10 protein-coding genes and 1 pseudogene are annotated in these 11,970 nt (G+C 68.6%); 4 read left to right on the top strand and 7 right to left on the bottom strand.

What is annotated here, in order from left to right; translation table 11 throughout:
• Positions 1–183 precede the first annotated feature (183 nt).
• A pseudogene (locus GQ466_RS31270) lies at positions 184–366 on the bottom strand (helix-turn-helix domain-containing protein); the annotation flags it as partial.
• A gap of 726 nt (positions 367–1,092) precedes the next feature.
• Complete coding sequence (locus tag GQ466_RS03735) at positions 1,093–1,398, bottom strand: hypothetical protein (RefSeq protein WP_161101338.1); 306 nt, start codon at positions 1,396–1,398, stop codon at positions 1,093–1,095.
• Positions 1,399–1,797: 399 nt separating this feature from the next.
• On the opposite strand from GQ466_RS03735, the gene GQ466_RS03730 reads away from it, so the two are divergent.
• Positions 1,798–2,709: a phosphotransferase gene (locus GQ466_RS03730; protein WP_161101337.1), complete on the top strand. Its 912-nt coding sequence runs from the start codon at positions 1,798–1,800 to the stop codon at positions 2,707–2,709.
• 22 nt (positions 2,710–2,731) lie between these two features.
• Here GQ466_RS03730 and GQ466_RS03725 read toward each other — a convergent pair whose 3' ends face one another.
• Positions 2,732–4,111, bottom strand: coding sequence for an NsdA family TPR-like regulatory protein (locus tag GQ466_RS03725; RefSeq protein WP_161101336.1), 1,380 nt, complete (start codon positions 4,109–4,111; stop codon positions 2,732–2,734).
• A gap of 277 nt (positions 4,112–4,388) precedes the next feature.
• Between GQ466_RS03725 and GQ466_RS03720 the strand changes: the two genes are divergently transcribed.
• Positions 4,389–4,967, top strand: a complete 579-nt coding sequence (locus GQ466_RS03720; RefSeq protein WP_161101335.1) for a bifunctional DNA primase/polymerase — start codon at positions 4,389–4,391, stop codon at positions 4,965–4,967.
• A gap of 670 nt (positions 4,968–5,637) precedes the next feature.
• Here GQ466_RS03720 and GQ466_RS03715 read toward each other — a convergent pair.
• The 3 genes from GQ466_RS03715 to sigK form a co-directional block, all read right to left on the bottom strand.
• Positions 5,638–7,017, bottom strand: a complete 1,380-nt coding sequence (locus GQ466_RS03715; protein WP_161101334.1) for a hypothetical protein — start codon at positions 7,015–7,017, stop codon at positions 5,638–5,640.
• A 665-nt stretch (positions 7,018–7,682) separates the two neighbouring features.
• The gene (locus GQ466_RS03710) at positions 7,683–8,405 is read right to left on the bottom strand and encodes an anti-sigma factor (RefSeq protein ID WP_161101333.1); all 723 of its coding nucleotides are present in this window, start codon (positions 8,403–8,405) and stop codon (positions 7,683–7,685) included.
• On the bottom strand, positions 8,402–9,001 hold the full coding sequence (sigK, locus tag GQ466_RS03705; protein WP_337193305.1) for an ECF RNA polymerase sigma factor SigK: 600 nt from the start codon (positions 8,999–9,001) through the stop codon (positions 8,402–8,404). The genes GQ466_RS03710 and sigK overlap by 4 nt, the downstream gene beginning before the upstream one ends.
• A gap of 94 nt (positions 9,002–9,095) precedes the next feature.
• Here sigK and GQ466_RS03700 point away from each other — a divergent pair, with 94 nt between their 5' ends.
• Both GQ466_RS03700 and GQ466_RS03695 read left to right on the top strand, forming a co-directional pair.
• Entirely contained in the window at positions 9,096–10,631 is a 1,536-nt protein-coding gene (locus GQ466_RS03700; protein ID WP_337193304.1) for a molybdopterin-dependent oxidoreductase, read from the top strand.
• Between the two features lie 47 nt (positions 10,632–10,678).
• Positions 10,679–11,287, top strand: a complete 609-nt coding sequence (locus GQ466_RS03695) for a fasciclin domain-containing protein (RefSeq protein WP_161101331.1) — start codon at positions 10,679–10,681, stop codon at positions 11,285–11,287.
• Between the two features lie 75 nt (positions 11,288–11,362).
• Here GQ466_RS03695 and GQ466_RS03690 read toward each other — a convergent pair whose 3' ends face one another.
• Positions 11,363–11,917 carry a hypothetical protein gene (locus tag GQ466_RS03690; RefSeq protein ID WP_161101330.1) on the bottom strand — a complete coding sequence of 185 codons (555 nt, stop codon included), beginning with the start codon at positions 11,915–11,917 and terminating at the stop codon, positions 11,363–11,365.
• Between the last annotated feature and the right edge of the window lie 53 nt (positions 11,918–11,970).

Genomic DNA, 11,970 nt, shown 5'->3' with positions numbered 1-11,970 from the left:
CCTCACACCCGTCCGTCCGGCTGATCGCCGGGGCGGTTACTTGAGGTCGGTGCGGAGGGTCTTGATGGCGGCGATGGCATCGCCGTTGAAGTAAGTCCGGACGACGCTGTGCAGGACGGCGCGGGCGCGCGGGCTCGGCTCGGGCTCCGGGTCGGGCACGTCGGCGTGGGCGTCGCCGGCCTGGAGGAGCTTGTGGATCTCCTCGGCGTGGTACCGGCGGTGCCCGGACGGCAGCGTGATCGGGTGCAGCGTCCCGGTCCTGGCCCAGCGGGTGACGGTCTTGGGATCGACGCGAAAGAACATCGCGACTTCCGCCGGCGTGTACAGGGTCGGCTGCTGCGGCTCTTCGGGCTGCTTCTTGGTCATGGTCGTCGTTCCGGTTTCTCGGTGTGGATTGATGGGACGGGCCTCCGGGCCGATCGCGGGGCGGCGCGAAGGAGGACGGACCAGCTACTGAACGAGTTGGTTCAGCCGCCGCGATCGGGTGGCTGGCCAAGCCGCCCGTATATGTGAGCTTGTGAGCGTCGTCCGGCGAGCCGTTGGTCGCCGCGTGCGAACTCCCGCCCCGGGAAACGCCCGAGATCACTCGGGCAGGTGCGTGCGCCCCGGACGGGTCGGCGATCGGGCCTAAACCCGCGCTCGCCATCGGCTCCGGCCAAGTACAAGGCGGCCCAGAACGCCCTGTCCAGGTCCGCCGCCTGCGGCGAATCCACCACCGGAATCAGCTCGATCGTGGAGCAACCAGCCGACACGGTCGCTTCGGGGCCGCGCCCGAGCCGAGTGCTAGCCGCACCCCCTAGGCCAGTGCGTTCAGGAGGCGGCGGTTTCGCATCCCAAGTTCCGTCCCGACTCCTGGACGCGTCCCGCGAGAACTGCGGACGGACGAAGGGGCCGGCCATCGCCTCGTTCCGCCGTTCGGCCTGCCGGATCTCGACCGTCAGTTCTTCAACGGTCGGCGCCTCGACCCAAACCGCGTCAGACAGATGCGCCGCCCATGCGGTGAACGTCCGGTGGTACGGGCTCCACAGCACCACCCAGCCGGGAGCATTCGCCTCTGCCCATCGCGCCACGTCTTCGGGACCCGACATCGGATCACACCTCCGGGGACAGGACGCGTGCCACTGCGGACGCCGCCTCGACCGGATCGTCAGCCGGGCTGATCACATCGCCCCACGACCACACGAAGACGAGCTTCGTGTCACCGGGCTCGGCCGGACGGCACCGCACGTCCTCCGCCAACTGGCCGCACACCGGATTCACCACCCGCAGGAACGCCCCGGGAGATCCACCCGGCTCGACCAGACGACATCTCAAGCTGCGGTACCGCTCCACGATCACCGACCGCAAAGCATTCAAACCATCAATTTCGGACGCGCCGGGCTCGACGAGAGGTGCCATCATTTGACACTCGACCTCCAGGAAAACGCTTGCGTTGAAAATCTGCGCCGAACGCTCCGTACCGAGGAGCACCCGCCCGGCTGCCCGCCCTCTCCAGCCCTGCCAGATCGCCGAACTGGTTCAAAGTTCGCGAACCGTACGGGGGCGGACGGAAGGTCGCCGTGCCCCTAGCCAAGCCGCCGCCCGGCGATTGCGGCAGTGTTCACAACGGGTGCATTGGCCGTTAGGCGGGTCCGAAGAGAGCGCGTGTTGAGGCAACTGAGCTGTGAATCGCCGCCAGAAGTCGAGCAGCCAACCGCAAGGGCCGACAACGGAGCGCAGCGACTGGAACACTGGTGTTCGGGGAGACAACAGGTCTCCGAGGGAAGTTGGCGGGTTCGTCAGGTGGGGGGTTGGTTCGTGACGCTGGAGAACTCGCCGGCGCCGTTCACGGCCGAGTCGGCGCAGGCGGTGGCGGTCGCCGTGTGCCGCGCGGCCGGGATGGATCCAGCCGGGGCGACGTTGATGGGACCGGTTGCCGACAACGCCGTCTTCCGGATTCCGGCGGAGCGGATCGTTGTACGGGTCGCCTCCTCCATGCGCGCCATGCCTAGGGTCGCGCGAGAGCTGGCCGTGGCCCGGTGGCTAGCAGAGCAGGACTTCCCGGCTGTCCGTCCGGTGGATGCTGTGACTCAGCCAGTAGCCGAACAGAACCGGCTGGTCACCTTCTGGGAGGAGATTCAGAACCCGCGCCAGGCATCGACAGCAGAAATGGGAACGCTGCTGCGTCGGCTTCACGCTCTGCCCGATCCACCCTCCGGGCTGGTCGGCCCTATGGAGCCTTTCGTCCGGCAACGCGCCCATATAGCAGAAGCCACGGGGATCGACGCCGATGATCGAGACTTTCTGATGAGCTTGCTGACTCAACTGAAAGAAGCCTACGACGAAGTGAAGTTCACACTTCCAGCAGGCGTGATTCACGGCGACCCGCATCGCAAGAATATTCTTGTCGACGATAAAGACCGCCCTATCTTGTTGGATCTGGAAAGGTTCAGCCTTGGGCCGCGCGAGTGGGATTTGACGGTCCCGGCGGTCTATCTACGAGTCGGCTGGTACGACGACGCCACGTACACGGCGTTCTCCAGTGCCTATGGATTCGACGTAACGGCCTGGGACGGATTCGCAACGCTGGCCGCGATCCGGGAGCTGCGCATGACGACGTGGCTGGCCGCTCGGACCGGGCGGGAGCCCCGGCTGATCGGTGAGGCACGACGGCGCATCGCCTCCTTGCGCGACACGTCCGCTCCGCGGCACTGGACGCCCGGCACCTGAGCCGCGCGTTGACACGACCCGTTCAGGACGCGACCAGGACCTCCGCGAGCCGTTCCCGGAAGGCGGACACCGCAGCGGTGTCAGCGTAGGTGTCCAGATGCCGATTGAACGTTCGGATATAGCTGCGGACCCGCACCGACTTGAGTTGGTCCACCAACGGGAGTGCCTCGGTTGCGACGGCGACCGCCTGATCCACATCACGGTCTCGGGAGCGTGAGGCGCTCACGTGGGACGTCGCGAGGGTGAAGCGGCAGAACGTCCGGCTGCGAGGGTAGGAGTCACCCGACGCGGCGAGTGAAAGAGTCGCGTGCCGGACGGCTTGCGAGGTGTGGCCGAGTGCTTGGAAGCAATGCCCGAATTCATCATGGAACTCGGCCGCATCGAAATAGCCGATCCAGTCGGGTTCATCACCGGGGTATCGCTTCGCGAATGCGGCCTCGGCTTCGCTCAGAGCACGCAGGCAGCCGCGGGCATCACCGAGGCTGGCGAGCGCTCGGGCCTCCATCGCGCAGTACATGGCCTGGACGGTCGGCGTAGCGTGCCCGGCCCCGCCGAGCTTCGCCGCCCGGGCAAGGTCCACGGCCTCGGTGAACTCGCCCAGGAAGTTCGCCTGATGACTCATCAACGCGAGGACCTTGCCGCCCAGCGCCCGGTCCCCTGATGTGTGCGCGAGGTTCAGCGCCTGGACGAAGTACCGCCGGGCCAGCCCATGATTGCCGGTGTCGTAGGCCATCGCGCCGGTCTTGTAGGTGAACTGAGCGGCGACGCGGAACAGGTCCCGGCCGACTGCCTCGGTGTAGTTACCGTGAAGCAGCGGCGTCACTTGGCTGTGCAGGTATTGCGCCGCCGCAGTGCGGGCATGGCCGCCGCCGAACTGGTGGTCGAGGTTCTCGAACATATGCACAGTGGTCCGCACCGCCTCGACATCGCCGCGGCCCACCGTGATCGTGCGGCCGGTTCGATGCGGTGGATCAGCCGGCGGAGCGATCAGCCAACGCGCCATCGGCGTCGTGAGCATTGCTGCGGTAACTGTGCCGTGTCTCAGGAACTCCGCTCGATTCAGATCTTCACTCCACAGACGACGAGTCGTTCGCAGGACGGTCGGAGCTTCGGCGGCGAAATCAAGGCCCAAGGTCAACGGCGGACCGCCCGGCGAGGCCATCCCGATATCTGCGAGCGTGAGCGAACGACCCAGACAACGACCGAGCGCCAGGGCGATCAATTCGGGCTTCGCACCTCTCGGGATCATCCCGTTCCGCCAACGGTTGACGTCCACATGGGTGCAGCGGATGTCCTGGCCGCGCAGTCGGCCAAGGTCACGCACCGCCTTGGCCAACGCCTTGTTCGATATCCCGGCCTCTTCGATCACAGCGACCAAGTCGTGATTCGGGTTCATCGTCATCGCGGTTCGGTTCCCATCACCGGCACACCTCGACTGTGGTGCCGAGCGTAACCAGTCGGCCACATAGAACGAAGGGTGTACGGCGACCTGACAGCGGAAAAATGCTCCCCTTCTGCACCCACCCGTCAGGGAGTGCACCCCTTCTGCACACTGCCCGCCGTAGCGGCTGGCGGTTTTGCTATGGGATATGACGACCTCGCTGCCCGGGCGGTGTCCTCCCCACCACGCCGACCGATCCGTCCACCGTGACTCCACCCCTGAACCGACCATCACTCCGTTGAAGGCCGCCCTCATGTACGCGCGGTGGAACTGGCCGGTCATGGCGGGGACCGCCGCGACGCTTGGCGACGGCGGATCTTCCGGGATCGACGAGGTGGTGACTCCGACCGTCGACCCTGACCGCGTCCATCGGTGGTGGGGTTCGCGGCCGGACGCGAACATCGTCGTCCCGACCGGCGCCATGTTCGACGTGATCAGCATGCCGTCCCCGATCGGCCGCGCCGTCCTGGACGTGCTCGCCGACCGCGGAGCGTGGCTCGCACCGGTGATGTCGGACGGCGACGCCCTCAGCTTGCTGGTCCGCCCGCGTCAGGGCAGCCCGTGGACCGAGCTGGCACGAACGGACGGGCTCACTTATCTCGGTCCGGGCCACCTGATCACGCTTCCGTCGGGCGGAACTCCGTTCGACGGCCAGGCCAGATGGGTGATACCTCCGACCGACGCCAACGTTCTCCGCTTGCCCCAGTTCGCCGAGTTGGCACCGGTCCTACGGTCGCTGCCTCGATCGTCTCCACGTCCGGGCCTGCAGCACGCCGACCACCCATCCCGCTCCAACCAGTCAGAGGAACTGCCATGACGATGCTCGGAATGCCCGCCATCCCCGACCGTCCGACGCCCGAACCGACCGGCCCGATTCGCTTCATGCGCGGTCACCATTTCGCCCTGGGCGCGGACCTGGACCCCCGTCAACTCGCCGCCGAGACGACGGCTCCACTGTCGGTGATCATTCAGGTCACCAAGTGCTGCGACTTCGAGTGCAGCTTTTGCAGCAAGACGTTGTGGGATCAGCTCGGGTCGGCGCCAGGGCCAGCGAACCATTCGCCGAAATCCAGGCTGGAGGGACGACGGCCAGTTCAACGGAGCCGGTGGTTGCGCCGTGCGCGTCGAGCCCCGCCGCTGGCCAGTACACCGTCAGAGGGCCGTGAACACCGGGGTCGATGAAGAGCGGCACAGTTTCAAGCGGGATGCGGGTCCTGGCGCGCAGGTCGATAGGGCCGAAGGTGATGCGCAGCCGGCGCCGACCTGGTCGGTGATTACCTGGTGCCGCTGTCGCGCGTCCCCGCGCTGGCCATCCCGTCATAAATTCCCATTGGACGCAATCAGAACCAATCCTCCAAACGTGCGAAGCGGGAGCGCAGCAGCACACCGGTCGACCTCATCGATAGTGCCTACACGCGACGAGGTTTTCGGACCTTAACTCCATCCGAAGGCCACCAATCGGAGCACCGGCGGGCGGGATGCGCTCGCTAGGTAGCAGCGCTACCTCCCGGTTCTTGCAGCCACGCCCCGATAATCATCGCCGCTTCGTGTTCGTCAACCGCAGACTGTTCCGCGTTCTCTTCCCAGACGACAGTGCGGAACAATTCTCTCTCACGCCACTCCTCCAGACGTTCATCCAAATCCTCACTATTGGCTTCTGCGTCAACCATTTCACTGACGCTGTAGCGCAGGCGCAGTTCACCATCGACCAGGTGGTAGCGATCCTTTGTGGGGAAGAGACATTGCATAGGCATGGTCCGGTCGAGTTCCACTGATCCGAGGTAAGCGGCTGCTTCTTTCCGCATCGCTTCGTCGATATCCGCGGCTTGATCTCGGGTGACACCGGCGACAACAGCGACGGCGAGGTTACGCGAACCGATCAGCGTTGCTAGTCCAGGTATCGTAAAGGTTTTCCATAGAGCAGGCTCTCGTGCGAGAAGATGCGCGGCAACGTCACGGGCTCCGACGCCGCTCGGAGGGTAGAAGCTCGCCACAGCCACGCCCAGATCGCGCCGATACTCAGGAACCACCCGCACTACCTGACGCAACACCTCCCAGTCAATGTCGCCAGGCATGACCTGGTCCTCGGCGAAGAACAGTACAACACCCAGGCGTTCCATAGTTTCCTTCCTCTGTGAAACGTCGACGCACAGCGGCATCTGTCCTTCCGAGGACAGTTCGTTACGAAAGTCAGCGACCTTGAGTTCGTGCGGTACCGGAAGCGTCGCAGACGTCGCGTATTCGAACATAGCCTGAACATCGGATTGCGGCTGTCCGAAGACAAGGGCCGAGACTCGAATCCGGCCGTCCCACACGGCGGCCACGTACCCCAGTCCAGCGAAGACCTGTGGGTCCTGGGCGGCATCATGGAGCGTCGTTACTGCAGTCGTCGTGGTGAGCCACTGCGGGTCGAAGCTGACCACCAGCCCATGGTCGCCGACCTGGCAGACGAGGTGGGGGCCGTCGGCGAAGTCACCTGAGGGGGGCTCCGCAGGTACCTTCGGAGGGTTGACGCATTGCATGGAGGCTTCAAATGACACCAACGTACCGCGGCTCACCCGGCCTATGGTGCGGTCGTCGATCACTACCGCCTCTTGGTCCCAGGTCTCGAATAGAGGTCTGGCCATTTCCACAAAGTAGCCAGGTGCCAGTCCTTGCCCGTGGAACGGCTTCGCTGTATCGATCCCTGCTCTTTTCGCCAGCTGCATCAACGGGGTTCCGGCGAGCATCGCAGCCCGAGGAAAGTTGACCAAGTCGACGTTAGCCAACCTCACCCGCCAGGCATGGGCCGACCGTCGCATGTCTTCGGATAGCGCCTGCGGGTTGGGATCCGTCTCCGGGGAGCTGACTATTCCAGGGATGTTCACGTTTCCGTGAATTACTCCTACTTGAAACACCGACCCTGCGACCAGTCCCGAGAGTTCGTTCCGAGAAGTTGACTCTCCCGGAAAATTCGCTTGGCTGCGATCCTCATGCCCCATAGGATATCCACCCGTTCGGTGCCGTTCTCCCAGTTTTAGGTCAGACGCTACACCGCTGGAGCCACACCATGCGGCATGGATCGGGCATCCCCTGATGAAGGTTTGACGCGTCGGCTGGCTTGACACCCCTCCGACGCGACTACACCCGCGGTGTGGCGGTGCTGTCGTCCCTACCCACCGCCAGGCGGCACGGATCGCCCATCAGGGATGCTTGCGGGCATATGCGATAGGTTGCGGTCGTCCTATTGACGTGAACCTATGTGGCATGGTGCCGGGATTGGCGGCGGCCGGGTTCGCTCGTTGTTCGCTCGGCGCCCCCGACCCGTACCGGGACGGGTCAACATCGTTTGGCACGCGGAATGGTATCGACATGGACGGAACGGTCTGTTTCGGCACAGTGCGGGACCGTTCGGGGCGGGTGGAGGCGTCTCTTAATCCGCGGGTTCGGGGTTCAAGTCCCTGACGGCGCACCGCCCCTTGCGAAAACTCATGTGCGAAGCCTTCAGGCCCCACCCGCCGGTGGGGCCTGTGCGCGTTCTCGGCGGGTCCGCTCAGTCGAGCGGGACGGTGACGACGGGCGCTCCGGTCGGCTGGGACGATCCGCGCGCGGGCTCGACGGTGACGCCGAGTCGCCGGGCGTCCCGCAGACCGGCCGCGAGGACGGGTCCGCGACCGGCGGCGGGCAGGAACCCGGCGGGGCGCGGCCGGGCGGAGCCGAGGAACCAGAGCTGGTAGGTCCGCGCGGCGGGCAGCGGCCGTAGGCCCGAGGCGGTGACGAGGACGGTGTCGCCGGAGCGGGACGCCACGAGCGTGAGCGTGCCGCCGCCGGCGTCCGCGGCGGCCCGGACGGTGGCGACGCGCGCGTCGGGCGCGGCCAGGACGGCGGTGATGCGGCGGTTGAGCTCCTGCGCGTCGCGAGCGTCCCCGCGCCAGTGCGCCGCCGCGCCGGCGCTTACCAGGGTGAGCATGACGCATGCGGCGGCGGCGAGCCGCCCGGGAACACGGCGGACGCGGCCGAGCGACCGCCGGGGCGAGCGCAGCGGCGGCGGCGCCTGGCGGATGCCGTCGATCTGTGTCATGACACGTTCGTGCAGGGTGTCCGGTGGCGGAACGGCGGCGGCCAGGGCCAGGCGGGCGGCGGTCTCGCGGAGACCGGCGACCTGCTCGGCGCAGGTCGCGCAGCCCGGCAGATGGCGTTCGAAGCGGTGGCGTTCCCCGGCGCCGAGGGCGTCCAGGGCGTACGGCCCGGCGAGGGTGTGCGCGTCGTGGCTCATGCTTGCACTCCGAGGCAGTCGCGCAGCCGGATGAGCCCGTCGCGCATCCGGGTCTTGACGGCGGCCAGGCCGACGTTCAGGAGTTCGGCCACCTCGCGGTAGGTGTAGCCGCCGTAGTACGCCAGCGTGATCGACTCGCGCTGGGTCTCGGTGAGCCCCCGCAGGCAGCGCCGGACCTGCTGGTGGTCCAGGTGCGTGTGGACCGTCTCGGTGACCTGGTCGTAGTCCCGGTCGGGCACGGCGGCGCGCTGGTCGCGCACGCGGGTCGCCTGGGCCGAGCGGACCCGGTCCACGGCGCGACGGTGCGCGACGGTCAGCGCCCACGCGGTGGCGCTGCCCCGGTCCGGGCGGTAGTGCGACGCCTTCCGCCACACCTCGACCAGGACCTCCTGGGCGATCTCCTCGGCCTGCGCCGGATCGCGGACGACGCGCAGCGCCACTCCGTAGACCGGCGCGGCGAGGCGCCGGTAGACCTGCTCGAACGCGTCCCGGTCACCGCGGGCGACCTGGGCGAGCAGGGCGGCGAGGTCCGCCCGGTCGTCGTGCGGCGCGGGCCGGGCGCGGGCCGCGCGGGATTCGGAATCGGTGCTGTCCACGCCCCTGGTTCGATGCGACGGGGCGCGCGGATGGGTCGCGTCCCCGAGCGAAATCGGCGCCCATCCCCTCGGCGGCGGGTCCCGAACACCGGGTGTGAAGGACATCCGAAAGATCCGGCGCCCGGGGTGGGCGGGCGCGGCGGCGCGGGGGCTGACGGCCGCCGCAGTCGGCATGGGCGCCGCCGAACTCGCGGCCGGGGCGCTCGGACGTCCGGGCTCCGCGCCGGTCCTCGCGGTCGGCGCGGGCTTCGTCGACCTGACTCCGGTGTGGCTCAAGGACGTCGCGATCCGCCGGTTCGGCAGCGACGACAAGACGGTGCTGCTGCTCGGCCTCGCCGCGGGGATCGCGGTCATCGCGGCGGCGATCGGATCGCTCAGCCGGTTCCGCGCACGCCGGGGACTGGCCGGGCTCGCCGTTCTCGGAGCGGTCGGCGTCCTCGCCGCGCTGACCCGTCCCACCGCCGAACCTTGGGACGCGCTGCCGTCCGTCGTCGGGACCGCCGCCGGCATGGCCGCGCTGGTCCTGCTGACGCGGACGGCGAACCCGGCGACCGGTCCGGACGCCGCCGCACGCCGTCGGGTGCTGCTGACCGGCGCGGGCCTCACGGTCGCGGCGGTCGCCGCGGGCGCGGCGGGACGGCTGCTGGCACGCCGCGGCGACGTGGCCGGCGTCCGCGCGGGACTCCGCCTGCCCCCGCCGCGCGGCTCCGCCCGTCCGGTCCCGGACGGGGCGCAGGTGCGAGCGCCCGGGATGCCGTCGTTCACCACGTCCAACGCGGACTTCTACCGGGTGGACACCGCGCTCACCCTCCCGCAGGTCGACCCGCGCGACTGGACGCTGCGGATCCACGGCCTGGTCGCGCGCCCGGTCGAACTGTCCTTCGCCGACCTGCTCGGCCTCCCGCTGGTCGAGCGCGACATCACGCTGGCGTGCGTGTCCAACCAGGTCGGCGGCGACCTGGCGGGGAACGCCCGGTGGCTCGGCGCCCCGCTGGCCGGGCTGCTGCGCCGCGCGGGCGTGCGCGCCGGCGCCGACCAGATCCTGTCGCGCGGCGCCGACGGCATGACGCTGTCCACCCCGCTCGCGGCGGTGCTGGACGGCCGGGACGCCCTGGTGGCCGTCGGGATGAACGGCGAACCGCTGCCCGTCGCGCACGGGTTCCCCGCCCGGCTGGTGGTGCCGGGCCTGTACGGGTACGTGTCGGCGACCAAGTGGGTGGTCGACCTCAAGGTCACCCGGTTCGCGACGGACCGCGCCTACTGGACGCGGCGCGGCTACGCCGAGCGGGCGCCCGTCAAGACCTTCTCCCGGATCGACGTCCCCCGGCCGTTCGCCCGGGTGCGCGCCGGCCGGGTCGTCGTCGCCGGGACGGCGTGGGCGCAGCATCGCGGCGTCGTCGCCGTGGAGTGGCAGGTGGACGACGGTCCCTGGCGCGCGGCCCAGCTCGCTCCGGTCCCGGGTCCGGACACCTGGCGGCAGTGGGCCGCCGAATGGGACGCCGCGCCCGGCTCGCACACGCTGCGCGTCCGGGCCGCCGACGGCACCGGGCGCACGCAGCCCGCGCACCGCGCGCCGCCGTTCCCCGACGGCGCCACCGGCCGGCATTCGGTGGTGGTCACCGTGGTCTGATCCCGCCCTTCCTCGCCCGTCTCACCCTTCGACCAAGGAGAACTTCCATGAACCGCATCCGCGTCACCGCCGGCGTCCTCGCCCTCTCGGCCCTGGTCCTCGGGGCCGCCGCCTGTTCCGGGGACGAGAAGGACGACGCCTCCGGCACGCCCGCGCCGAGCACGGCGGCGCCGGTGTCCGGCAAGCCGTTCGGGCCGGGCTGCTCGGCCGTCCCGGCGTCCGGGAAGGGGAGCTTCGCGGGGATGTCGGCCGATCCGGTCGCCACCGCCGCGTCCAACAACCCGGCGCTGTCCACGCTGGTCGCGGCCGTCAAGAAGGCCGGGCTGGTGGACACCCTCAACTCGGCCGAGAACATCACCGTGTTCGCGCCGACCAACGACGCCTTCGGGAAGATCCCCAAGGCCACGCTGGACAAGGTCCTGGCCGACAAGAAGACCCTCACGAGCATCCTGACCTACCACGTCGTCGGCCGGCGGATCGCCCCCGGCGGCCTGGCGTCCGGGGACTTCACGACGCTCCAGGGCAAGCCGCTCACCACCAGCGGCTCGGGCGGCTCGTACGAGGTCGGCGGCGACGCCAACGTGGTCTGCGGCGACGTCCAGACCGCCAACGCCACCGTCTACATCATCGATTCCGTCCTCATGCCGCCCAAGTAGCCCGGTTCGGCGGACGGCCGCGAACGACCGGCCGTCCGCCCCGCAGGCGCGTCGAGCGAAACCGGTTCGGCGGTGTCAGGCCGGTGGGCCCTCCTGGTTGAGGAACGCGCTGGTGTCGCCGCGGAGCAGGCGGGAGCGCAGGTCGATCAGGTGCAGGTATCGGTTCAGGTCTTCGGCGCTGACCGGGGCGTCCGGTTCCTCCCAGCGCCTTCGGTCCTTCATGTGGATGAGGTGGGTGCTCGTCTGGCCGGCCAGGCGTTCCCAGGAGGCGTGGAGGATGTCGCTCTTCTGCTGGCGGTCGACGGGTGACAGGGAGGTGGCCGCGCCGGTCAGGCCCGCGGCCACGAGCGCGATGAATCCCGCGGGAACTCGGCCCGTTGTCAAGGCCAGTCCCGTTACGCCGGATGCTGCTGCCAGGACCGCGGATGGGACGCCTAGTGAGTAGTACATGCGCTGCCAGCGTTTGCTCGACCGCAGTTGCTCGTCCGCGCTGAGTTTGCACGACTGGTAGAGGCGTTCGAAGGCCTCGAACATGTCATCGGGCACGTGGCCGATCCGCTCGTCCAGAAAGGCCTGGAGGCGGCGTGCGTCGCTATGAGATGAGCGGGATCCGAACAGCCGGAATCTCATGGTGTTCCCCTGCCGGGAGGAAAGGCTCCACCGCCGTGGAGGTCCGCGATTCG

The organism is Actinomadura rayongensis, assembly GCF_009831215.1.
GTDB lineage: Bacteria > Actinomycetota > Actinomycetes > Streptosporangiales > Streptosporangiaceae > Spirillospora > Spirillospora rayongensis.
This window is presented reverse-complemented; position numbering and strand designations above follow the sequence as displayed.